This is a genomic window from Arthrobacter sp. K5, from assembly GCF_040448525.1.
GTDB lineage: Bacteria > Actinomycetota > Actinomycetes > Actinomycetales > Micrococcaceae > Arthrobacter > Arthrobacter globiformis.
The window spans coordinates 4,626,164-4,649,856 of record NZ_CP159279.1; the positions used below are offsets into that span (position 1 = coordinate 4,626,164).

General features: G+C 68.0%; 19 protein-coding genes. 6 read left to right on the forward strand and 13 right to left on the reverse strand.

What is annotated here, in order from left to right; genetic code table 11:
* The first annotated feature begins 3 nt into the window (after positions 1-3).
* Entirely contained in the window at positions 4-825 is an 822-nt protein-coding gene (locus ABRP34_RS21065; protein WP_353711659.1) for a metal-dependent hydrolase, read from the forward strand.
* Positions 826-901: 76 nt separating this feature from the next.
* Here the strand turns inward: ABRP34_RS21065 and ABRP34_RS21070 are convergent, their stop codons facing one another.
* The 6 genes from ABRP34_RS21070 to nirB all read right to left on the reverse strand — a co-directional run bounded on the left by ABRP34_RS21070 (position 902) and on the right by nirB (position 8,017).
* Complete coding sequence (locus tag ABRP34_RS21070; RefSeq protein ID WP_003801920.1) at positions 902-1,135, reverse strand: hypothetical protein; 234 nt, start codon at positions 1,133-1,135, stop codon at positions 902-904.
* A 46-nt stretch (positions 1,136-1,181) separates the two neighbouring features.
* The gene (gene deoC, locus ABRP34_RS21075; protein WP_353711660.1) at positions 1,182-1,925 is read right to left on the reverse strand and encodes a deoxyribose-phosphate aldolase; all 744 of its coding nucleotides are present in this window, start codon (positions 1,923-1,925) and stop codon (positions 1,182-1,184) included.
* A gap of 84 nt (positions 1,926-2,009) precedes the next feature.
* Positions 2,010-2,909 carry an FAD-dependent oxidoreductase gene (locus tag ABRP34_RS21080; RefSeq protein ID WP_003801925.1) on the reverse strand — a complete coding sequence of 300 codons (900 nt, stop codon included), beginning with the start codon at positions 2,907-2,909 and terminating at the stop codon, positions 2,010-2,012.
* A 259-nt stretch (positions 2,910-3,168) separates the two neighbouring features.
* Positions 3,169-4,335, reverse strand: coding sequence for a uroporphyrinogen-III synthase (locus tag ABRP34_RS21085; RefSeq protein WP_003801928.1), 1,167 nt, complete (start codon positions 4,333-4,335; stop codon positions 3,169-3,171).
* A 14-nt stretch (positions 4,336-4,349) separates the two neighbouring features.
* Complete coding sequence (gene cobA / locus ABRP34_RS21090; protein WP_353711661.1) at positions 4,350-5,384, reverse strand: uroporphyrinogen-III C-methyltransferase; 1,035 nt, start codon at positions 5,382-5,384, stop codon at positions 4,350-4,352.
* 2 nt (positions 5,385-5,386) lie between these two features.
* A complete protein-coding gene (nirB, locus tag ABRP34_RS21095) occupies positions 5,387-8,017 on the reverse strand; it encodes a nitrite reductase large subunit NirB (protein WP_353711662.1) in 2,631 nt (876 codons plus the stop codon).
* A 294-nt stretch (positions 8,018-8,311) separates the two neighbouring features.
* Between nirB and nirD the strand changes: the two genes are divergently transcribed.
* The gene (gene nirD / locus ABRP34_RS21100; protein ID WP_353711663.1) at positions 8,312-8,677 is read left to right on the forward strand and encodes a nitrite reductase small subunit NirD; all 366 of its coding nucleotides are present in this window, start codon (positions 8,312-8,314) and stop codon (positions 8,675-8,677) included.
* Between the two features lie 14 nt (positions 8,678-8,691).
* Here the strand turns inward: nirD and ABRP34_RS21105 are convergent, their stop codons facing one another.
* Positions 8,692-10,443, reverse strand: coding sequence for a phospho-sugar mutase (locus ABRP34_RS21105; protein WP_353711664.1), 1,752 nt, complete (start codon positions 10,441-10,443; stop codon positions 8,692-8,694).
* 132 nt (positions 10,444-10,575) lie between these two features.
* Here ABRP34_RS21105 and ABRP34_RS21110 point away from each other — a divergent pair, with 132 nt between their 5' ends.
* Complete coding sequence (locus ABRP34_RS21110) at positions 10,576-11,070, forward strand: Rrf2 family transcriptional regulator (RefSeq protein ID WP_353711665.1); 495 nt, start codon at positions 10,576-10,578, stop codon at positions 11,068-11,070.
* Positions 11,071-11,121: 51 nt separating this feature from the next.
* Here the strand turns inward: ABRP34_RS21110 and ABRP34_RS21115 are convergent, their stop codons facing one another.
* Positions 11,122-11,940, reverse strand: a complete 819-nt coding sequence (locus ABRP34_RS21115) for a purine-nucleoside phosphorylase (protein WP_353711666.1) — start codon at positions 11,938-11,940, stop codon at positions 11,122-11,124.
* Between the two features lie 117 nt (positions 11,941-12,057).
* Here ABRP34_RS21115 and ABRP34_RS21120 point away from each other — a divergent pair, with 117 nt between their 5' ends.
* On the forward strand, positions 12,058-13,473 hold the full coding sequence (locus ABRP34_RS21120) for an NAD(P)H-quinone dehydrogenase (RefSeq protein ID WP_353711667.1): 1,416 nt from the start codon (positions 12,058-12,060) through the stop codon (positions 13,471-13,473).
* Positions 13,474-13,656: 183 nt separating this feature from the next.
* Positions 13,657-14,034 carry a hypothetical protein gene (locus ABRP34_RS21125; RefSeq protein ID WP_003801943.1) on the forward strand — a complete coding sequence of 126 codons (378 nt, stop codon included), beginning with the start codon at positions 13,657-13,659 and terminating at the stop codon, positions 14,032-14,034.
* A 13-nt stretch (positions 14,035-14,047) separates the two neighbouring features.
* Here ABRP34_RS21125 and ABRP34_RS21130 read toward each other — a convergent pair whose 3' ends face one another.
* The 4 genes from ABRP34_RS21130 to ABRP34_RS21145 all read right to left on the reverse strand — a co-directional run bounded on the left by ABRP34_RS21130 (position 14,048) and on the right by ABRP34_RS21145 (position 20,014).
* Entirely contained in the window at positions 14,048-14,755 is a 708-nt protein-coding gene (locus ABRP34_RS21130) for a hypothetical protein (protein WP_353711668.1), read from the reverse strand.
* Between the two features lie 72 nt (positions 14,756-14,827).
* A complete protein-coding gene (locus tag ABRP34_RS21135) occupies positions 14,828-16,390 on the reverse strand; it encodes an FAD-dependent oxidoreductase (RefSeq protein ID WP_353711669.1) in 1,563 nt (520 codons plus the stop codon).
* Positions 16,387-18,588: a molybdopterin oxidoreductase family protein gene (locus ABRP34_RS21140; protein WP_353711670.1), complete on the reverse strand. Its 2,202-nt coding sequence runs from the start codon at positions 18,586-18,588 to the stop codon at positions 16,387-16,389. Before ABRP34_RS21140 ends, ABRP34_RS21135 begins: the two co-directional genes overlap by 4 nt.
* Position 18,589: 1 nt before the next feature.
* The gene (locus tag ABRP34_RS21145) at positions 18,590-20,014 is read right to left on the reverse strand and encodes an MFS transporter (RefSeq protein ID WP_314192760.1); all 1,425 of its coding nucleotides are present in this window, start codon (positions 20,012-20,014) and stop codon (positions 18,590-18,592) included.
* A gap of 280 nt (positions 20,015-20,294) precedes the next feature.
* On the opposite strand from ABRP34_RS21145, the gene ABRP34_RS21150 reads away from it, so the two are divergent.
* The gene (locus ABRP34_RS21150; RefSeq protein ID WP_353711671.1) at positions 20,295-21,707 is read left to right on the forward strand and encodes an MFS transporter; all 1,413 of its coding nucleotides are present in this window, start codon (positions 20,295-20,297) and stop codon (positions 21,705-21,707) included.
* A gap of 102 nt (positions 21,708-21,809) precedes the next feature.
* On the opposite strand, the gene ABRP34_RS21155 is transcribed toward ABRP34_RS21150, so the two are convergent.
* Positions 21,810-23,621, reverse strand: a complete 1,812-nt coding sequence (locus tag ABRP34_RS21155) for a biotin carboxylase N-terminal domain-containing protein (protein WP_353711672.1) — start codon at positions 23,619-23,621, stop codon at positions 21,810-21,812.
* Positions 23,622-23,693 lie beyond the last annotated feature (72 nt).

Sequence of the window (23,693 nt, forward strand, 5' to 3'; positions counted from 1 at the left end):
GTGATGGGAGGACACCACGCCGCGTCAGGAGCCGCGGCGTGGGTGGCTGTTGCCGCGACGGGCCCGTACACCCTGGGCTGGTACCCGCTGGACGCCACCGGGGTGCTGATCGGCGGCATGGCGACGGCGGGCACCGCCCTGGTGTGCGACTGGGACCACCGCTCCAGCACCGTGGCACACTCGCTGCCGCCGCTGTCCAACATGATCGCCGTAGGCATCGAGAATGCCAGCGGCGGCCACCGGCAAGGCACGCATTCGGTGCTGGGGGCGGCCATGTTCGTGCTGCTCGCCGCCGTTGCGGCGCAGATCCAGATGGACACTCCGTGGGGTGTGCTGTCCGTTGGTGCCGGGCTGCTGTGCATGTTCATGATCAACATCGCCGCCAAGGCGCTGAAACTGTTTCCGAAGTCCGGGTGGATCACCAACTGGGTCTTTGCCTTGGTCATGGCCGGCCTGGTGACCTGGTTTGCGCCCCACCAGTGGACCTGGCTGCCCATGTCCATGCTGATCGGCGTCGTGGTCCACATCGTTGGCGACATAGTGACCACCGGCGGTGTTCCGCTCCTCTGGCCGCTGGTGATCAAACCGCCAAGGTTCCTCCGCCGGCTGTGGGTGTTACGGAATTTCTGGCGGCCCAACGGCGCGTTCTCCATCCCGCTGCTGGGCCGGGCGGGGTCCCGGCGGGAGTGGCTGGTGCTGATACCGGTGAGCGGCTACGCCATGGTGGGAATGTGCCTGGCCGCGTGGTCGCTGGCGGGCACGCATTTTCCTGCCGCGCTGGCCCTGGCCGGCCGGCTGGCCAGCAGCCTGCTGGGGCTGCCCTGATTCAATAGCTTAAAAGCCGAAGCCCCGGACAGTTCAAACACAGTCCGGGGCTTCGGCTTTTTAGTTCAGTTGGTCTTTAGTATTCGCCGGCTGAATCGGAGCGGCCCGTGATGGTCTGCGGGATCCAGAATGCGAGGGCGAAAAGGCCAAGGCACACGGCCATCGGCCACGGGTTCTCCAAGGACAGGAAGGACAGCGAGTAGATGGCGCCCAGGAACAGGGCCATGATCACCACGAAGAGAACGATGCTGCCGGCCAGGGGGTTCTCGTTCTGGGGCGTCTTCACTTGCTGGTCGATCTTGCTGGACATTCATTCCTCCTCGGCCCCGCGGGGCTCAAACTGTGGCTGCCGCCGGTCAGTACGCAGACGAACCCTGTTCGCCTTTGACGATTGCAATACCGGAGCTGGCGCCAATACGTGTTGCACCTGCAGCAATCATAGCCTGTGCGTCCTCAAGGGACCGCACGCCGCCGGAGGCCTTGACGCCCAGGTCCGGGCCTACGGTGCGCCGCATGAGGGCGATGTCCGCGGTGGTGGCGCCGCCGCCGTTGAAGCCCGTGGAGGTCTTGACGAAATCGGCGCCGGCCTCCACGGCCGCTTCGCAGGCCAGGACCTTCTGGTCATCGGTGAGCAGGGCGGTCTCGATGATGACCTTGAGGATCGCCTCTCCGGCGTGGACGGCCTCGGCAACGGCCTTGATGTCGTCCACCAGGGCGCCCCTGTCCGAGGCCCTGGCCGCGGCGATGTCGATGACCATGTCCACTTCGTCGGCACCGTCCAGCACGGCACCGCGGGCCTCGAACGCCTTGACATCGCTGGGCGTGGCGCCCAGCGGGAAACCCACCACGGAACAGGTGAGCACGCCGGTGCCCTTGAGCGCCCTCTTGACCGTCTTGACCCACACCGGGTTCACGCACACCGACTTGAACTTGTACTCGGCGGCCTCGGCACACACCCTGAGGACTTCCGCCTCGCCGGCGTCCGGCTTCAGCAGCGTGTGGTCGATGAAGGAAGCGATGCCCGGCGCCCCGCTACCCTCCGCCGGAGATCCTGCGGGGCTGGTGGCGGTGCCCGTTCCGGGGCTGGCTTCGTTGCTCATGCTGGTCCTTTCCATGGGCTGTTGGCCGAAGGACGCCCCGGGTGTCGCAGCGTCCTTGCGAACCATCCTGCCACAGCAGGAACGCTAGGCAGCGGTAGCCAGCTGCCCCGCCGAAAGCGCCGCCATGAGCTCGGCCGCGCAGACGCCGGCAGCGGACCCGGACGCCACCAGCAGGCCCAGCCGCACGCCGTCGAACGCTGCGGCGTCGCCGATGGCCCAGATGCCCGGCACGGAGGAGCGGAAGTCGCGGCCGACGACGACCCCGCCGGACGCTGCCGTTTCCACGCCGGCGGCGGCCGCCAGGCTGTCCCGGGGTGTGCGGTCCTCGGCGAGGACCACGAGGTCGCCGTTCATGCGGCTGCCGTCCTCGAACACGATGCCGGCGGCCGGCAGCACGGAGCCGGCAAGGGTTGGCACGACGGCGGCGGGCCGGGCAGTGGTGCGGACCGGCCGGACGCCGCGGGCGCGGAGCACCGCTTCGGCCTGGCCGGCGGCGGGACCGGTGCCCACGAGAATGCCCAGCGGCCTGCGGCCGAGGACGCGGGTGACTTCCTTGACGGCGTGGCCGATCTTGGCGGCGTCGTCGATGGTGGAGTAGTTGAGGCAGCGGCCGGAGCCGTCCACCGGCGAGTGCACCGGGGCCGATCCGGTGGCGATGACCAGCTCGTCGTACGGGAATTCCATGCCGTCGGCCGTGGTGACCACCTTGGCGGTGGCGTCGATGTGGCTGGCGGGCTGGCCGAAGCGCACGGAGACAAACGGCAGGGCGGCCAGTTCCAGCAGGTCGTCAGGGGCGTCGTCCCGGCTGCTCAGCACCGTCACGGTCCCGGCGAATTGTGCTGCGGCCAACTGGGCCACCAGCGCCTGGGCGGCCGGGCCGGCACCGGCGATGAGGATTTTCGTAGCGGCGTCAGCGGCCGGTCCGGATGAGGGATCGGTGGAGGTAACGGTGGCGATGGACGGAAACTGTGCCGGAGCGGACATGTGCTGGCCCTTTCGAATGCTGCACCAGGCGGGCCGGTCTCGGGCCCTGTTGTGCTGATGGGACCCAGCCTAGGGGGAGCATTTTTCGCGGGTGTTTCCCTGCCATTGCGGAATTGTCCCCGGCTGTTCGCTGCTTTTTACCACCCGGTAACAAAAGGGAGTTTTGGTACAGATATCGCGCCCTAAACCACGTTTTGGGGCCATTATCTGTACAAAAACTCCCTCTGTTATTCGCATCACACCGGGGCTGGCGCGGCCGCTAGACACGGATGCGGTAGCCGCGCTTCACCACGGTTTCCACGAGCTTGCCGTCCGGCAGGGAGGAGCGGAGCCGGCTGACCGTCATGTCCAGCGCGTGCACCGAGCCGCGCAGTTCCAGGAGCTCGGAGAGCGACTCCCGGGACAGGACCGCACCGCCGGCGCCCAGGAGCGCACGGAGCAGCAGCAGCGGCGCCGGGGCGATTTCCACCGCTTCGCCGTCGATGCGCAGCGACCGGCCGCGCAGTTCCACGTTTCCGGAGCGCGTGTCGAGGCGGCGCACATGGTTGAGCGCGAGGTGCTCGCACACCAGCCGGATCAGGGCGCCCATCCGGAACCGCTCCGGCACCAGGGGGGTGATGCCGGCGTCCAGCAGCGGCTGCGCCGTCACCGGACCAACGACGGCGGTCGTGACGGTGGTCTTGAGGCTCTCCACAAGCTGCTTGTACAGCCCCATCTCATGGGCAGTGCTCCACATGGCGTCCACGGCGGGGGCACTGGTGAACGTCAGGACGTCCAGGTTGCCGCTGCACGCCGCCTCGATCAGGCGGGGGAGCCGGTCGGCGCCGTCGGGCTTGACCCAGCGGTAGGGGGTCACGGTCAGGACCGTGGCGCCTGACATGCGCAGCCGTTCGAGCTGGCGGACATCCGTGTAGCCGTGCAGCTGCACGGCAACGGTCTTGCCGCGCACGCCCTCCGCCAGCAGCATGTCCACCAGCGTCGCCGTGGTCTCGTCGCTGCTGATGCCGACGTCGGCCAGGCCGGCCGCGCGCACGGCGCCGCGGGCCTTGGGTCCGCGGACGAACATCCGGCAGGCGCCCAGGGTTTCCAGCAGCTGCTCACCGATCCCCGACGCGTCCGCCGCCTCGCACCAGCGGCGCATGCCGTAGGCGGTGGTGGCGATGCAGAGGTCGGGCTTGGCCGCGATGATCGCCTTGGTGTCCTCGATGAGGCTGATGTCCTCGTTCACCGGGGCGATCTTCAGGGCCGGGGCATGCAGCACCTCGGCACCGCGGCGTTCCAGGGCCTCGATGAGGTCCCGCGAACGGCGGTGGGATGTCACGCCAATCCGGAAACCCTCCAACGGGGCTTCGGCAGCCGCCTCCGGCGCGGTTTCGGTGGGTGCTGCCTCGGTGGGTGCTGTTTCAGTGGGGGCCAGTGCATTCATTGCGTTCATGCCTATCACGAACCCAGCAGCGAGGCCGCCAGGCGGTCGAGTTCCGCCGCGGCCTCGGCATGCCCGCGGTTGGCCTCAGCCACCCGCACCACCTCGCCGATCACCAGGACGGCGGGGTTGCTGCAGCCGGCGGCGGCAGTAGCGATGGTGCCCAGTTCCGCGATGGTGGTCTTCTGGCCCGGCCGGTAGCCGCGCTCCACCACTGCCATGGGCATGTCCGCGCGCATCCCGGCGCGGCGCAGGCCGGCGGCGAGGTGGTGCAGCGTGCCGATGCCCATCAGCACCACGATCGTCCCGCCGAGGCCGGCCAGGTGCGTCAGTTCCTTCTCGGTGAGCGGCGCGTGGCCGGACACAACGGTGAACATGTGGCTGACTTCACGGTGGGTCACAGGGATGCCGGCGGCGGCCGGCACGGAGATCGCGCTGGTCACGCCGGAGATGACGCGGACGGGGACGCCGGCGGCGACGCAGGAAGCAACTTCCTCACCGCCGCGTCCGAAGACGTACGGGTCGCCGCCCTTGAGGCGCACCACGTTGTTGCCTTCCAGGGCGGAAGCGACCATGAGCTTCTCGATGTCGCCCTGGCTCACCTTGTGATGTCCCGGGCGCTTTCCGACGTCGACCAGTTCGGCGGAGGTGAGGAATGCCAGCTCCTGGTAGGGGGCCAGCCGGTCGTAGAACACGACGTCGGCATCGCGCAGGGCATTGACGGCCGCCACGGTCAGCAGTTCGCCGGTGCCCGGACCGCCGCCAACCAGGGTGACGTGGCCGGCCCGGCCGGCGGCCGGCTCGGCCGCCACCGGAATGCCGGCGGCGCGGCAGCGGTCCAGCAGCGGCTCCCAGCCGGCCTGGCCGTCGTCGACCGCCGCGACCAGGAACGGACGCTCGGGCAGGGGGCCGTCGTGCCCGGCACCCTGCGGGGCGCTGAGGCGCGAGACGACGGCGCCGGCTGCCTCGTAGCGGCGGACGGCCTGGCGGGCGGCGAAATCCGAACCGGTGACCAGGACCTCGCGGCCGGTGAGATCAATGCTGAGCTGCATGCCTATACCTCGTTCTCATCGCGGGGCCGCAGGGGGATGGCGGCCCCGATCAGCACCTTGCCTTTTTCCTCTGCCGTTGCCGGGCGCATCTGGCCGCGCTCGTCCGGGACGAAGGTGATGGAATCGTCCTTCTGGTCGGGGGCGTTCACGAAGGAGCGGAACCGGCGGAGGCGCTCGGGGTCCTTCAGGGTGTCGGCCCACTCGTCGATGTAGGTGTCGACGTGCTTGGCCATGGCTGCCTCGAGGTCCTCGGCGATGCCCAGGGTGTCGTGTACCACGACGTCCTCGACGTGCTTGATGCCGCCGTCGAGCTCCTCCTGCCAGCGGGCAGTGCGCTGCAGGCGGTCGGCGGTGCGGATGTAGTACATGAAGTAGCGGTCGATGTACTTGATCAGCGTCTCGTCGTCCAGGTCCTTGGCCAGCAGCTGGGCGTGGGCCGGGGTGGCGCCGCCGTTGCCGCCGACATACAGGTTCCAGCCGTCCGCGGTGGCGATCACGCCCACATCCTTGCCGCGGGCCTCGGCACACTCGCGGGCGCAGCCGGAGACGCCCATCTTGAGCTTGTGCGGGCTGCGGAGGCCGCGGTAGCGGAGCTCGAGCTGGATGGCCATGGCCACCGAGTCCTGGACGCCGAAGCGGCACCAGGTGGATCCGACGCAGGACTTCACGGTTCGCAGGCTCTTGCCGTACGCCTGGCCGGATTCGAAGCCGGCGTCCACCAGTTCCTTCCAGATTTCAGGGAGCTGCTCCAGCCGGGCACCGAACATGTCGATGCGCTGGCCGCCGGTGATCTTGGTGTACAGGTTGTACTTTTCGGCGACGGCGGCGATGACGCCGAGCTTCTTCGGGGTGATCTCGCCGCCGGCGATGCGGGGGACCACCGAATACGTGCCGTCCTTCTGCATGTTGGCCAGCGCACGGTCGTTGGTGTCCTGCAGGGTGCCGCGGCCGGCATCCAGGACGTAGGCGCTGTTCTGGCTGGCCAGGATGTTGGCGATGGTCGGCTTGCAGATGTCGCAGCCTGCGCCGGTGCCGTACTTGGCCATGATCTCTTCGAAGGAGGTCAGTTCCAGGACGCGGATGGCGTCGAACAGTTCCTGGCGGGACAGCTCGATGTGCTCGCACAGGGCCTTCGAAACCTCGACGCCGGACTTGGTCAGTTCGGTTTCCAGCAGCTTCTTGAGCATCGGCACGCAGGAACCGCACTGGGTTCCGGCGCGGGTGCAGCCCTTGAGTTCGCCAAGTTCCTGGACGGGGGCGTTGCCGTCGCAGGCGCCGCAGCCGTTGATGGCGTCGCGGATGGTTCCTGCCGTGACGTTGTTGCAGGAGCACAGGGTGGCGTCGTCCGGCAGCTCGGTCTCGGGGGCGTCGCCGCCGCCGGCGGCGCTGAGGAACGCACCGGGTTCGGCAGGAAGTTCGCGGCCCAGCAGCGGGCGAAGGCTCATGTACGGTGAGGCGTCGCCCACGAAGATGCCGCCCAGGAGGGTCTTGGCGTCGTCCGTGGTGACGATCTTCTGGTAGACGCCGCGGGCGGGGTCTGCGTAGACGATTTCGAGGGCGTGCTCGGTCTTGGCGAAGGCGTCGCCGAAGCTGGCTACATCCACACCGGACAGCTTGAGCTTGGTGGCGGTGTCGAAACCGGGGAAGGTGGCGTCCCCGCCGTGCAGACGGTCGGCCACGATCTCTGCCATGGTGTTGGCGGGCGCAACCAGGCCCAGGCACATGCCGCCGAAGTTGGCTACTTCACCAATGGCCCAGATGCCCGGTACTTCGGTGGCGCAGTAGTCGTTGATGACCACGCCGCCGCGCTGGCCCAGCGAGAAGACTTGCTCTTGGCCCTCGGGGGCGCGGAAGAGTTCGTCGCGGGGCCGGACGCCGATGGCGACGATCACCATGTCGGCTTCGATAATGCGGCCGTCGGCCATGAGGACGCCCGTGACCTGGCCCTCGCCGTCGGACAGGACTTCTGAGGGGAAGACGCCGCCGTGGACTTCAAAGCCCTTGGCTTTGATGAGACGGCCCATTGCCTGGCCCGCTCCTTCGTCGAGCTGCGTGGCCATCAGCCACTGCGAACCGTCGATGACGATCGGGTTGGCGCCGAGCTGCTCGGTGCCGGCGGCGGACTCGAGGCCGAGGAGGCCGCCACCGATGGTGACGGCGTTGACCTTGCGGCCGAGCTTTTCCGTGAGCTCGGCGATGGCCTTGTTAATGGCCCAGACGTCTTCAAGCGTGCGGTACACGTGCGTGAGCTCGGCGCCGGGGATGGGCAGGCGGGCTGCATTAGAACCGGTTGCAACCACCAGTTCGTCGTATTCATAGGTGTTGCCGGCAGCGGTTTCCACCGTCTTGGCTTCGGCATTGATCTTGACTACGCGCTCGCCGGTCTTAAGCTCCACGTTGGCGTGGTCCCACATGGCGGCCTCACCCAGGGTGAGGTCGTAGTCCATGTCGGTGAGGGCCTTGGAGAGCGCAACGCGGTCGTAGGGGAGGTGGGCTTCCTCAGTGAGGACCGTGACATGCCAGCCATCGAGGCCGCGGGCATGCATTGCGTCCGCAAAACGGTGGGCTGCTGGGCCGCCGCCGGCGACCACGATGCGGCGCGGAGTCGATGAGGTTGAAGTCTGTTCGGTCACTGTGGGCCTTTCGCTGGGCCGCAGACGGTGCTCTGCAGCTTGTCCATCCAGACTAGGGAGGCGCAGTTTCGCTTCAGTTTCCCAATTGTTTCGTGAACTTAACTTCTGCATCACGGGATTGTTTCGGGCCATGTGAGGTGTCTTTTACGTTCCCGACACATTGACTGCACCCCGTCGAAACACCATCACCCTAGCTTTGGTATACGGCCGCAGCGGCGGCTACAGCAGACGCAATTTCACGTCTTGCAGAACCGGCCCGCCGCCGGAAAGCACGCAAAGGGAGAGGAGCCGGACATGACGGCAACACTGGAACTTGAGGATCTCGCCACCGGATATGCAGCAGGCTGGCACCGTGTCTGCGCGCTGGAGGACCTGGAACTGTCCTGGGGCGAAGCGGCACTCGTGGCCGGCCGGCAGGTGGCCCTGTTCCGCACGGGCCCCGGTGAGGTTTTCGCCGTAGCGCAGGAGGACCCGGCCACCGGCGCCTTCGTCATGGCACGCGGCATCCTCGGATCACGCGGCGCCCGCCCCACCATCGCCTCGCCGCTGCACAAGGAGGTCTACGACCTCGAAACGGGCGAGTGCTTCGGCAACGAGGACCTGCGCCTGGCCGCGTACGGCACCCGCATCGTGGACGGCTTCATCGAGGTCGAGCTCTAAAACCCAAGGGCCATCTACAGGCCCAGGGCCTCGCGCACGTCTGTGAGCACCTGGTCCAGCGCGGCCCTGGCCGCCAGCCGGGCTTCGGGCAGCTCAGCGGCCGAGCCGACGCTTTGGATGACCTCGAGGTAGCACTTGAGTTTCGGCTCCGTGCCGCTGGGCCGGATGATCACACGGCTGAGGTCGCGGGTCACGTAGAGCAGCCCGTCGGTCGGGGGCAGCTGTTCGCTGCCTTCGGCCAGATCAACGAATGACGCCACGGCCGAACCGCCAAACGATTCGGGCGGGTTCACGCGCAGCCGGTTCATCATGGCGTCCAGCAGGCCGAGGTCACCCACCCGGATGTTCAGCTGGTCACTCGCGTGGAGCCCGTGGACCAGGTACAGCTCGTCCAGGGTGTCGAAGATCGTCTTGCCCTCGGACTTGGCCGCGGCCGCAAGTTCCGCAATCAGCACCGCGGCGGACAGTCCGTCCTTGTCGCGGACCAGATCCGGTGCAACGCAGTAGCCCAGCGCCTCTTCGTAGCCGTAGACGAGGCCCGGCACCCGGGAAATCCACTTGAACCCCGTGAGCGTCTCCTCGTGGGCGTACCCTGCTGCCGCGGCGATGCGTGCAAGCAGCCGGGACGAAACAACCGAACTGGCGAACACTCCGCCGCCCGCGTCCGCTTCGGAGCCGTCGGCCCCGGCCGCCAGCCGCGCCACGACATGCGCCCCCAGGAGGGCGCCCACCTCATCGCCCCGCAGCATCCGCCACGCACCCGTGTCCGGGTCCTTCGCGGCCACCGCGGCGCGGTCCGCGTCCGGGTCGTTGGCCAGGACAATGTCCGCGTCCGCCTGCATCGCCGCGCCGAGCGCCAGATCCAGGGCGCCGGGTTCCTCGGGGTTGGGAAAACTGACGGTGGGGAAGTCCGGGTCCGGCTCGGCCTGCTCGCTGACCAGCGTCACGTCGGTGAACCCGGCTGCCCGGAGCACGGCGACAGCCGTGGTGCCGCCCACGCCGTGCAGCGGTGTCAGGACGATCTTCAGGTCCCGGGCCGGGAACAGTCCGCGGTCGGCAAGCCCTGCCGTGGCCGCCTCGTAGTCCTGAACGATGCCGGCGTCCAGGACCGTCCATCCGTCCTGGGCCAGGGGGATCGAGGCAAGGTCCCCCACGTTGCTGATTTCGGTGGCGATCAGGGCATCGTACGGCGCCACGATCTGCGCGCCCCGGCCGTTTTCCTCCACGGCATGACGGCCGAGGTACACCTTGTAGCCGTTGTCCTGCGGAGGGTTGTGGCTGGCAGTGACCATCACACCGCCGTCGCATTCCAGCGCCCGGACCGCATACGCCAACAGCGGCGTCGGCAGGGCAGCCGGCATCAGGAACGTCTCGATTCCGGCCGCGGTAAGCACCGCCGCCGTCTCCGCGGCGAAGATATGCGAGTTGTAGCGGGCGTCATAGCCGACGACGGCGCGTGGCCGTGTGCCGGGCGCAGCCTCCGCCACCGCCCGGACCAGAAAATTGGCGAAGCCCGCCGCTGCGCGGCGGACCACGACGCGGTTCATCCGGTTGGGCCCCGGTCCCAGGGCGGCACGCAGGCCCGCCGTTCCGAATTGCAGAGTTCCCCGGAAGCTGTCTTCGAGGTCCTGCCGGGCGGCGGCCGTGCCGGCCTCGGTGAGTTTCACGAGTTCAATCAGCGTTGCCGCGGTGCGCGGATCCGGATCCTGGGCAGCCCAGGCGCGGGCGTCGTTGAGCAGCTGCAGATCGGCTTCGGAGGACGTCATGGAAACCAAACTATCGTCAAAACTCGGCGGAGCGGTGCCGGACAGGGCAGCGGACCCGTCATAACCCGACCGGTTCGTGGCGGCCGGGCCGCCGCTTGACAGCAAAAATTCTGGACACGTAACGTCTCGGTTGTGAAGCTGAACCAGGGGGTGGAGTGGGCCCTCCACTGCTGCGTCAACCTGGCGTGGGCATCCGCAGGGGAACCGATCAGCAGCGGCCGGCTGGCCGAGCTGTACAAGCTGCCGCCGGCATACCTGAACAAGCAGCTTCAGTGCCTGGTGCGGGCGGGCGTCCTGCAGTCCGTGTCCGGCCCCAGGGGAGGGTTCCAGCTGGCGCGCCGTGCCGACCGCATCTCAGTGCTGGACGTGGTGCTGGCCATCGAAGGCCGGGACCTGGCGTTCCGCTGCGACGGCATCCTGGCAAACTGCCCCGGCGGGGATGCGGAGGAGGACTACCTCCGGAGCTGCATCATTTCGCAGTCCATGCGCCAGGCGGAGCTGGCCTGGCGCACCGAACTGGCGCGGCAGACCGTGGCGGGCATTGCGCAGTCCCTCGAGCGGCGCTTCCCGCAGGCGCGGGCCGACTCGCTCGCCCAACTCCGCGCCAGCAGCGACGGGCGGGACTAGAGCCGGGCAGCGCACTGGAGCCGGGCAGCGCACTGGAGCCGGGCCGTGCACCTAGAGGCGGCCAATGATTTCCGCGAGCAGTTTGGAGATGCGCGGCCCGGCAGCGTGTCCGGCTTCGAGCACTTCCTCATGGCTCAGCGGGGTCGGGCTGATGCCGGCCGCGAGATTGGTGACCAGCGAGATGCCGAAGACCTCCATGCCGGCGTGCCGGGCGGCGATGGCCTCCAGTGCCGTCGACATGCCCACGAGGTCGGCACCGATCCGCTTGGCGTACTGCACCTCGGCCGGCGTCTCGTAATGCGGGCCCGTGAACTGGGCGTAGACACCTTCATTGAGGGAGGGGTCGACGTCCCGGGCCAGGTCCCGGAGCCGCGATGAGTACAGGTCGGTCAGGTCCACGAAGGTTGCGCCTTCGAGCGGGGACGTCGCGGTGAGGTTGATGTGATCTTTGATGAGCACGGGGGTGCCGGGGGTCCAGTCTTCGTTGAGTCCGCCGCAGCCGTTGGTGATCACCAGGGTCCGGCAGCCGGCGGCGGCCGCGGTGCGCACGCCGTGGGCAACGGCGCGGACGCCCTTGCCCTCGTAGTAGTGGGTGCGGGCGCCGAGGACCAGTGCGCGCTTGCCTTCCCGGGTCAGCACGGAGCGAATCGTGCCCACGTGTCCCTCCACGGCCGGAGCCGAAAAACCGGGCACCTCCGAGGCTGCCAGCGTCGCGGTGGTCTCGCCGATGAGGTCGGCGGCCTCGGCCCAGCCTGAGCCCAGGACCAGGGCGGTGTCGTGTGCTTCGACGCCGGTCTCCGACGCGATGTAGTCCGCGGCCGTCCGCGCTGCTTCGAAGGGGTCCGTGTCCAGGAAATCTGTTGTGCTCACCCGATCCAAGCTACCGTGCCGGAGCCGGTGCGGGCAGCAGAAACGCGCCCCCTGGGGCTCGCTGGCCTGCCCCGGACGGTTGGTGGTCCGGCGCAGGATGCAGGACAATAGACGTTTGTGACTATGCATCCTGATTTCAGCGCCCCCCGAATCGCAATTCTCGGCGGAGGTCCGGGCGGCTATGAAGCCGCCATGGTGGCCGCCTCGCTGGGAGCCCAAGTCACCATCATCGAGCGCTCCGGCCTGGGCGGCTCCGCGGTGCTGACCGACGTCGTGCCGTCCAAGACGCTGATCGCGACGGCGGACCTGATGACCCGGGTGAGCGTTGCAGGCGAGCTGGGCGTCAAGTTCGACGTCGACGGCGGGGATTTCGTTCCGGTCATGCGCGCCGATCTCAAGCACATCAACGACCGCCTGCTCGGCCTCGCCCGCCAGCAGTCCGCCGACATCCAGACCGGCCTGGAGCACCAGAACGTCCGCATCCTGAACGGCTCCGGCAAGCTGGTGGACAACCACACCATCGAGGTCCTGACCGCGGACGGAACCGAAACCGTCGAGGCTGACGCCATCCTGCTGACCGTCGGGGCGCACCCGCGGGAACTGCCCACGGCACGGCCGGACGGCGAACGGATCCTGAACTGGGCACAGATCTACAACCTGGACGAGCTGCCGGAGGAACTGATCGTGGTGGGCTCCGGCGTGACCGGCGCCGAGTTCGCCTCCGCCTACAACGGCCTGGGCTCCAAGGTCACCCTCATCTCCAGCCGCGACCGCGTGCTTCCGGGCTCCGACACGGACGCCGCCGAGGTGCTGGAAGAGGTCTTCGAACGCCGCGGCGTGAAGGTGCTGTCCCGTTCGCGTGCGGAGACAGTGGAACGGACCGAAAACGGCGTGGTGGTCACCCTCGGTGACGGTTCCAAGGTCACCGGCAGCCACTGCCTGGTGTGCGTGGGCTCCATTCCCAACACCGCCGGCATCGGCCTGGAGGAAGCCGGCGTGGCGCTGACCGAGAGCGGCCACATCAAGGTGGACGGCGTGTCCCGCACCACTGCCCCGAACATCTACGCTGCCGGCGACTGCACCGGCGTCCTGGCGCTCGCCTCTGTCGCGGCCATGCAGGGCCGGATCGCCATTGCGCACTTCCTGGGCGACCAGGTGACCCCCATCAAGCTGCACCAGGTGGCGTCCAACATCTTCACGTCGCCCGAGATCGCGTCAGTGGGCGTCTCCGAGGCCGAGATCGAATCCGGCAAGTACCAGGGCGACATCATCAAGCTCTCCCTGCAGAGCAACGCCCGCGCCAAGATGCGCAACGTCAAGGACGGCTTCGTCAAGATCTTCGCCCGCAAGGGATCGGGCACCGTGATCGGCGGCGTGGTGGTCGGTGCCAACGCGTCGGAGCTGATCTTCGCCATCTCCATCGCGGTGAAGCAGAAACTGCACGTCGACGACGTCGCCAGCACCTTCACGGTGTACCCGTCCCTGAGCGGCTCCATCTCCGAGGCGGCACGGCGTCTGCACGTGCACATCTAAGGTGTTGCCGCGCAACCTGTGAATGGCAGCATTCTCCTAGTCGCCACCGGCAGAGCTGAGTAAAATTCAGACTGTCGATCCCCGGGATTGGCGGCGCCGGGCTCCGACAGACCGATCCACCAGCGGTCAGCCATGCGGAGATTTTCTTCCGAACGGTCGGACCGCGGAAGCCAGGAGCATGCCATGATCACTGTTCAAAAAGCCGCTATCAACACCGCCCTCATAGCGGCGCTCGTGGGCGGCGGCGCGTACCTCGCCATGGGCTATCCCGTCATTGCCTCGTCCACAAACGGCACGGGAAGCCAGTCCGGTACGGACTCAACCAAAGGCGGCCACCAGGCCAACGGGATCACCGAGCAGCTGCTGACGGGGAGCACCGCCACACGGGTAAGGAACGCAGTGCTGGCGGCCAACCCAGGCGCGACGGTCCACCGGGTTGAGACCGACGCTGAAGGGGCGGTCTACGAAGCGCACATCACGAAGGCTGACGGCTCGCGGGCGACAGTCAAGCTGGACGGTTCCTTCAACGTCACCGCCACGGAAGCCGGACGCGGACGGTAGGAATTCCGGCGGCTCAGGAGCAGGCGTACGGGGGAACGGCGTCGCCGGGCGTGAAGGGCTCGAACCAGTGCCGGATGTCCAGCTTTCCCGCGTCCTGCTCCCTGGCGCCGTCCGCTGCGCCGGCGTTGTCCGCGTACAGGGTCTCGGAGTCGGCGTCCTCCAGCAGGACTTCCTCCACGATGGCCCGCCACTCCTCAGGGAGGTCCAGTTCGTAAATGTCCTCGGTGATCCTGGCCTGGTCGAGCAGGCAGTGGACCGCGAGTTCACCGGCCAGGCAGCCGGGGGCGGTCCAGCCGCGGGCAAAGGACGCGGTGACGTCCGACGCCACCACGATGAACCGCTGCGTGAACTTCGCGTCATAGCTGGCAGCGAACTGCGGGGGCAGCGAGGACAGCACGGAGGTTCCGGCGATGGCCTCGGGTGTGACGGTGTCCAGTTCGTGCAGCCTGCCAAGGTCGCGGAACAGCTGGTCGATGAGGATGCTGGACGAGTTCCACAGCAGGCCCGCGAGCAGGCGCGTCTGGCGCACGGACCGCTCCCGCTCGCCGGGGCTGGCGGCGGCCATCTCGGCAAGGTCGTCGGGGTCGAACTGGAGCCGCTGTTCGGCGGTCATGTCGTCGGGGTGCGGGTCCAGACCCAGGAGCTCAAGGCTCAGCCCGGTGAGTTTTTCGGAATCGGCCAGCAGTTCGTCGGTGATGTCGTCGTCGTCGTCGGCATTCATGCCACCGATGCTACCGGCCAGCCGCGGCAGGCCCGATTTCTGTGACGCAGGCCGGGTCATCCGGGAGCGGCCTCAGGCGGCAGCACCCTGAAAGTGCTTCTCGATCAGCCCCCTGATGTCCTCGTGGCAGCCACCGCAGCCCGTGCCCGCGCGGGTGGCCGCGGAAACCTCTGCCACCGTGGAGCAGCCCCCGGCGGCGGCGTCGGCAATCTTGCCTCCGCTCACGCCGGCGCAGCGGCACACGGTGCTTTCGGGGTCGTTGGAGGCGCCTGCCGACGCGAGCTGGTCCGGTCCGTCGAGACGAAGCAGCAGGGACCTGTCAGCGGGCAGCTCGGCTCCGCGTTCGAACAGCTGGACCAGCTCTCCAGCGGTGCGCGGCATGCCCACGCTGACCAGGCCCTCCAGTACTCCGCCGCGGGTGGTCATCTTGACGTAGCGTCCGTGCTCGGGGTCGGCCCACTGCGCGATCTGCAGGCGCGGCCGGCCGTTGACGGCCCCGGCCGTCAGGACCTCCTCGTCCCAGGGTTCGGCGGAGTTGTCCCCTGCCACGGCCATGTTCATGCCGCGCGCCTTCAGCACGATGACGCCCGGCTTTTCCTGGGGGAGCGGGGGCAGCGAGTCGGCGTCCTCCACCGAACCCTCGGACAGCAGCACGAGGTATTCGGCGAGCCATTCGGCCTGCCGCCAGCCCGGGCCCACCAGGCCGGACGGGCCCCGCGCGGTGCGGCACTCGGTGCAGGCGGGATCCGGGCAGCGGACCTCGGCGCAGTCACCGATGGCGAAGATATGCGGCTCGTGGTGGGCCCGCAGCCGGTGGTCCACCAGGATGCCTGCTCCGGTGGAGAGCCCGCAGCCCTCGGCGAGCTCAATGCGCGGGCGGACGCCGCAGGAAAGGACCAGCAGGTCGCCGTCGATCGCCGATCCGTCGTCGAGCAGCAGTGCCGAGAACCCGCTGTCGGGACCGTTGTGCTCAACGCCCGTGGAACGGGCGTTGCCCGCCACCCGGACGCCGCAGTTGCGCAGGCTGGCCGCCAGCACGGCGCCGCCGCCGCGGTCGATATTCCGGCCCAGCGGGTGGGGCCCGTTGTGCACGACCGTGACTGTGGCGCCTTCTTCAGCGGCGGCGAGGGCCGTCTCAAGGCCCAGCACGCCGCCGCCCAGGACCACCACGCGCTTGCGGCCTGCCACGGCCCGGCGCAGGACCTCGGCGTCGCGGAGGTCTCGGAGTGCGGTGACACCCGGTGGGAGGACGGGGGCGGCAGGGTCAGGATTCAGCCCCGTGAGGTTGGGGATCACGGGCCGGGAACCGGTGGCGAAGACCAGCCGGTCGTAGTGGGCGGAGGTGCCGTCGGAGAGGATGACGGACTGCCGGGCGCGGTCCACGCGCCGGACCTTCACGCCCAGCCGGACGTCCACGCCGTCGGCCACCAGTGCTGCGGCGTCGGCGAGGGCCAGCGCCTCGGGCGTGGTGCGGCCGACCCCAAGGTCGGCCACCAGCACCCGGTTGTAGGCGGCCTCGGTTTCCTGGCCGATGACCGTCAGCCCCACCTGCCCGGCACGCAGTGCCGGCAGCAGTTCGTCGACCAGCCGGGCCGCCACCGGACCGAATCCGACAATTACAATCTGCTCGCTCATGAGGCCTCCGATGTCTGAAGAACACTGGTGATCGGGGTGGCCGCTGCCAGCCTGACCCAGACTTTGTTGAACTTGAATTCGGGCATTCCCGAAATGGGATCCGTGGCCGCTTCCGTCAGCCGGTTCGCGCTTTCCAGTTCGGGGAAGTGGAACGGCAGGAAGACGGTCTCGGGACGGATGGCGGTGCTGAGCTCGGCCCGGCAGACCACTTCGCCGCGTTCGTTGGCCACCGAGACCCCCGCGCCGTCCGTGATGCCCATGGCCGCGGCGGCGGCCGGATGGATCTGCACCCGTGCTTCGGGCTGGGAGGCCAGGAGCTCTGCCACCCGCCGGGTCTGCGCACCCGACTGGTAGTGCTCCAGCAGGCGGCCGGTAATGAGGGTCATGGGCTTGGCGGCCGGATCGGGGTTCGCGACGGGAGTACGACGGCGGCGGGGCGCCACCGGGGTCATGACCGCCTTGCCGTCGGGGTGGGCAAACGCCTCCAGGAACATGCGCGGGGTTCCGGTGCTGCCGGCGGGGTAGGGCCAGTACGCGGCCGCGCCGCTGTCCAGCATGGCGTAGTCGATGCCGGAGTAGTCGGCCGCCCCGCCGGCAGATGCCAGGCGCAGCTCCTCGAAGACTGTCTCCGGATCGTCGCTGTAGGTGGACGGTGCCTCAAGCGCCTCGGCCAGCCGCGCCATGATCCACAGTTCGCTGCGGGCGCCGGCGGGCGGCTGGATCGCCTGCCGGCGGCGGAGGACACGGCCTTCGAGGTTGGTCAGCGTGCCTTCCTCCTCGGCCCACTGCAGCACTGGCAGGACGAGGTCGGCCTCGGCTGCGGTCTCGGACATGAAGAAGTCGCAAACCACCAGGAAATCCAGGCTGCGGAGCCCGCGGATGACAGCGTTGGCGTCCGGTGAGGCGACGGCGATGTTGGAGGCATGCACGAAAAGGCAGCGGACGCCGTCGGGCTGTCCCAGTGATTTGAGCAGCTGCACGGCCGGCAGGCCGGGGCCGGGGATGAGCGACTCGGGGACGTTCCAGACCTTCGCCATGTGTGCCCGGGCGGCGGGATCGGTGATCTTGCGGTAGCCGGGCAGCTGGTCGGCCTTCTGGCCGTGCTCGCGGCCGCCCTGGCCGTTGCCCTGGCCAGTGAGTGTGCCGTAGCCGCTGCGGGTGCTGCCGGGCAGGCCCAGCAGAAGGCTGAGGTTGATGGCCGCCGTGGCGGTGTCCGTGCCGTCCACGTGCTGCTCCACGCCGCGTCCGGTCAGGATGTAGCTGCCGCCCCTGCGTGCGCCGCTGGCCAGCCGCCGGGCCGTCTCACGGATGAGCTCGGCGGGAACGCCGGTGATGGACTGGACCCGTTCCGGCCAGTAGGCGTTGACGGACCGGACCACGGCGTCAAAACCGGTGGTGCGTGCCTGGATGTATTCGGCGTCGAGCAGGCCTTCGTGGATCACCACATGGGAGATGCCCAGCAGCAGCGTGAGGTCGGTGCCCGGAAGGGGCTGCAGGTGGATGCCGCCGCCGTCGGAGGTAAACGCGGCGGTGGCGGAACGCCTCGGGTCCACGACGATGAAGCCGCCGGCGTCACGGACGCCCTGCAGGTGCTGGACGAAGGGCGGCATGGTCTCGGCGACGTTGGAGCCGAGCATCAGGATGGTGCTGGCCATGTCCAGCGACTCAAGGGGGAACGGGAGTCCCCGGTCCAGGCCGAAGGCGCGCATGCCGGCGGCGGCCGCCGACGACATGCAGAACCGGCCGTTGTAGTCGATCCGGGAGGTGCCGAGGGCGAGGCGGGCAAACTTGCCCAGCTGGTAGGCCTTTTCGTTGGTGAGGCCGCCGCCACCGAAGACGCCGACGGAATCCGCGCCGTACTTGGCGCGGGCGTCCTTGACGGCTGTGGTGACGCGGCCCAGGGCCTCGTCCCAGGAGATGGGGCGGAAGACGCCGTCGGGCCCCTTGAACATGGGCTCGGTGACGCGTCCGGGGTGCTGCAGCAGCGACGCGGACGTCCACCCCTTGCGGCAGAGGCCGCCGCGGTTGGTGGGGAAGTCGCGGCCGCTGACCTCGAGGGCGGGCGCGGCCGGCACGGGGCTTGACCCCGGCTGGTCAGCCGGGGTCAGGCCCGTTGCGGCCGTGGCCGCTGGGGACTTGAGCGTCATGGCGCACTGCAGGGCGCAGTAAGGGCAGTGCGTGTCGGCGCTTTTGGTCATGTTAGACGTGTCCCATCGCATTTCGGTTGGCGTTGCGGATGTAAAAGAACCAGCAGACGGCCAGCATCAGGACGTATGCTCCGACGAAGCCGTAGAAGGCCGGGGTGTAGGAGCCGCTGGCGGTGTTGGAGGCGTTCAGCACCTGCGGGATAACGAACCCGCCGTAGGCGCCGATGGCGGAGATCAGGCCGAGCGCCGAGGAGGCGAGCCGCTGGGTCTGCACCGAGCTGGCTCCGGAACGGGCCGCCCGGCTGGAGGTCGCGAAGATCACCGGGATCATGCGGTAGGTGGCGCCGTTTCCGAAGCCGCTGGCCGTGAACAGCATCAGGAACAGGACCAGGAAGAGCCAGAAGTTCTTCAGCGGCAGCGTCCAGATCATGGTCAGCGTGATGACGGCCATGGAGGCGAAGGCTGTGACGGTCATGCGGGCTCCGCCCATGCGGTCAGCCATGCGTCCGCCGTAGGGGCGGGCCAGTGAGCCGACCAGCGGGCCGAGGAAGGCCAGCGAGAGGGCCACTGCACCGACGGAGATGGAGGAGAAGGCCGGGAAGTAGTCCTTGATCAGCTTGGGGAAGACGCCGGCGAAGCCGATGAAGGAGCCGAACGTTCCGATGTAGAGCAGGGCCATGACCCACAGGTGGGGTTCCTTCACTGCTGCCAGGGATCCGGCAACGTCGCCCTTGGCGCTCGTGAGGTTGTTCATGTACTTGTAGGCGCCGAAGGCTGCCAGGAGGATCAGCGGAACCCACATGAGGCCGGCTACAGGCAGGTTGACGGTGCCGGCGGCCAGCAGCGTGATGGCGATCGGGACGGCAAGCTGCGCCACGGCTGCGCCGAGGTTGCCGCCGGCGGCGTTCAGGCCCAACGCCCAGCCCTTTTCGCGGGCCGGGTAGAAGAAAGTGATGTTGGCCATGGAGCTGGCGAAGTTGCCGCCGCCGAAGCCGGCGAGGGCAGCCACGAGGAGCATGACGCCGAACGGTGTCTCCGGGTTGGACACGCACAGTGCGAGCCCGATGGAGGGAATGAGGAGGAGCAGGGCGGAGACGATGGTCCAGTTCCGGCCGCCGAAGCGCGGAACCATGAATGTGTAGGGGATTCGGAGCGTGGCCCCGACGAGGCTCGGCATGGAGATCAGCCAGAAGATCTCGGAGGTGCTGAACGTGAATCCGGCGGCGGGGAGCTGGACCACCACGATGGACCACAGCTGCCAGACGACGAAGCCAAGGAACTCGGCGAAGATGGACCAGTTGAGGTTGCGGCGCGCGATGGAGCGGCCCTCGGATTCCCACTGGTGCTTGTTCTCGGCGTCCCAGTTGGCGATCCAGCGCCCGGGACGCTCTTCAAGGGCAGGTGCGTCAGTGGTGGTGGCGGCGGCAAGATCAAGGGAATTGTGGGTTCCGGCGTCTGCGGTGCGGTCAGCAGTCACGGTTTACCTCCTTGGGGATTGTTGTCCTTCCAAGGTAGAGATGGCGCGTTTCGCAGACGGTCGCAGTTTGTTAACGTGCTGTGACATTTGCCTATCAGCCCGCTTTGGGCAGCGTTAGGCTTGTCGGACGACCTCATGCTGAGACAACAAGGAAAGTCCGGATACTGGACCGCCTGTCCGTTGGGTGGATGGCGGGAACTAAGATTGAACTCTGTTTTATCCCTATGTTTTGAGGGGCTTCAGCGCGAGGCCCGTCCAGTTCTCACGAAAGCGTCCCCACATGTCATCGCCTGCTACGTCAACGGAACATGGCACCGCCAAACCGGTGAACTCCAAGGGCAAAGTGATCTTTGCCAGCCTCATCGGAACGACGATCGAGTTCTATGACTTCTACATCTACGCCACCGCGTCGGTGCTGGTCTTCCCCCGGCTGTTCTTCCCCCAAGCCACGGAAATCAACGCCCTCCTGAGCTCGTTCGCGATCTTCGGCGTCGCGTTCATCGCCCGGCCCATCGGCTCGGTCCTGTTCGGACACTTCGGCGACAAGTTCGGCCGCAAGGGCACCCTGGTGGCCTCCCTGCTCACCATGGGCCTCGCCACCTTCCTCATCGGGCTGCTGCCCACCGCCACCGTTGCCGGCTGGGGCATCCTGGCCCCGCTGCTGCTTGTGCTGCTGCGCTTCGCCCAGGGCCTTGCACTGGGCGGTGAGTGGTCCGGTGCGGCACTGCTGGCCACCGAGAACGCCCCCAAGGGCAAGCGCGCCATCTACGGGACGTTCCCGCAGCTCGGCGCCCCCATCGGCTTCATCCTGGCCAACCTGCTCTTCATCTGGTTCAACGCCGCCCTTAGCCCCGAAGAATTCATCGCCTGGGGCTGGCGCGTTCCGTTCCTGCTCAGCGCGGTCCTGGTGATCGTGGGCCTCTACGTCCGGCTCAAGCTGGTGGAGAGTGTCTCCTTCCAGAAGGTCCTGAAGGAAGACAAGGTGGTCAAGGTCCCCTTCGCCGCCACCATCAAGAGCCACTGGCGCCCGGTTCTGGCCGGAACCTTCATCATGCTGGCCACGTACGTGCTGTTCTACATCATGACCTCCTTCACCCTGACCTACGGCACCAAGCCCGCCTCCGTTGCGGCGGCGCAGGCCGCCGCGGAGAAGGCAGGCAAGCCGATGTCGGCCGCAGAGGTGGCCAACTTCGTTCCCGGCCTGGGCGTTCCCCGCGGTGACTTCCTCTGGATGCTGATCCTCGGCGTCGTCTTCTTCGGCATCTTCACGCTCGTGTCCGGCCCGCTGGCCGAGAAGTGGGGCCGCCGCAAGTTCCTCATGGGCGTCACCGTAGGCATCTTCGTGTTCGGCGCGCTGTGGTTCACCATGTTCGGCCCCGGCCCCGGCGCGGCAATCGTCGGCCTCATTGTCGGCTTCACGCTGATGGGACTCACCTTCGGCCCGATGGCCGCGATCCTGCCCGAGCTGTTCCCGTCCAACGTGCGCTACACGGGCTCGGCTGTCGCGTACAACCTCTCCAGCGTCATTGGCGCCGCCCCGGCATCGTTCATCGCGATTGCCCTGTGGCAGACAGCCGGCGGCAGCACCTGGCTCGTCGGCGTGTACATGGCCGCGGCTGCCGTGCTGACGTTCATCGCCCTGTGGATCACCCGCGAGACCAAGGACACGGACTACGAGAACAACGTGGCCTGATTTCCAGGTTTAGATGCGGAAATGAAAATGCCCGGTGTGAATGACACCGGGCATTTTCATGCGTTGTTCAGCCGTGTTCAGTCGCGGCTCGCTCGAGTCGCCTTAGTCTTCGATGGTTGCGATGACTGCGCCAGCAGCCACCGTCTGGCCGGCCGCGGCGGACAGGCCCGTGATGGTGCCGGCACGGTGGGCCGTGAGCGGCTGTTCCATCTTCATCGCCTCAAGCACGACGACGAGATCACCTTCGGCGACGACGTCGCCGTCGGCCACGGCCACCTTCACAATTGTTCCCTGCATGGGGGAGGCCAGTGCGTTGCCGCCCGCGGCGGCGGTGGCGCCGCCGGTGCGGCTGCGCTTCTTGGACTTGGCCGGCTTTGTGCCGGCTGCTGCGGCGCCGCCGAAGCCGAGGCTGGCGGGCAGCGCCACTTCCAGGCGCTTGCCGCCCACTTCCACCACCACGGTGCGGCGCTCAGCGGCGTCCTCACCCTCCGGCGCGGCGCCATTGGGCGTCCATGCGGGAAGGTCGTTGACGAACTCGGTTTCGATCCAGCGTGTGTGGACGCTGAACGGACCCTCGGCAGGCGCGAACGCCGGGTTGCTCACCACGGCCAAGTCGAAGGGAATGACGGTGGGAATGCCTTCCACCACCATCTCCTCGAGGGCGCGGCGGGCACGCTGCAGGGCCTGGGGGCGGTTCGCTCCGGTGACGATCAGCTTGGACAGCATCGAGTCGAAGTTGCCGCTGATGACGTCGCCTTCTTCGATGCCGGAGTCAATGCGGATGCCAGGGCCGGTGGGGTTCTTTAGGGTGCTCACGGTGCCGGGGGCTGGCATGAAGTTCCGGCCCGGATCCTCGCCGGTGATCCGGAACTCGAAGGAGTGGCCGCGGACTTCGGGGTCCTCGTAGCCCAGCTCTTCGCCGCAGGCCAGGCGGAACTGCTCGCGGACCAGGTCGATGCCGGTGACTTCCTCGGACACGCAGTGCTCCACCTGCAGGCGGGTGTTGACCTCGAGGAAGGAGATGGTGCCGTCCTGGCCGACGAGGAACTCGCAGGTTCCGGCGCCGAGGTAGCCGGCTTCCTTCAGGATGGCCTTGGAGGACTCGTAGAGGCGCCGGTTCTGCTCCTCCGTCAGGAAGGGGGCCGGGGCCTCCTCCACGAGCTTCTGGTTGCGGCGCTGGAGTGAGCAGTCGCGGGTGGAGACGACCACCACGTTGCCGTGCGCGTCGGCGAGGCACTGGGTTTCGACATGCCGCGGGGAGTCGAGGAACCGCTCGATGAAGCACTCCCCGCGGCCGAAGGCTGCGGTGGCCTCGCGGACGGCGGAATCGAAGAGCTCGGGGATTTCCTCGCGGGCGCGGGCCACCTTGATGCCGCGGCCGCCGCCACCAAAGGCGGCCTTGATGGCCACGGGCAGGCCGAACTTGTCCACGAACTCGAGGATTTCTTCGGCGGACGCAACGGGGTCGGCGGTGCCGGGCACCTGCGGGGCGCCCACCTTCTCGGCGATGTGGCGGGCCTGGACCTTGTCGCCCAGTGCGGAGATGGCTTCCGGCGACGGGCCGATCCAGGTGATGCCGGCGTCGATGACCTTGGCCGCGAACTGGGCGTTCTCCGCCAGGAAGCCATAGCCGGGGTGAATGGCGTCGGCGCCGGACTGGCGGGCCACCTCGATCAGCTTGTCCATCACGAGGTAGGACTCGGCTGCTGTGTTGCCGCCCAGTGCATATGCTTCGTCTGCGAGCCGGACGTGGAGGGCGTCCCGGTCAGGGTCCGCGTAAACGGCGACGGAGGCGATGCCCTCGTCCCGGGCTGCACGGATGATGCGGACGGCGATCTCACCGCGGTTCGCGATCAGAACCTTGGTGAGTTTTGAATGCACTGGACCTGCGGACTGCTCCGGCTTTACTGACAAGGCGTCTCCTTCTTTCCTTCAGGGAGCCTAGCCTGATTTTGAGGATTCCGCTGATATTACTGGCGGAATCCG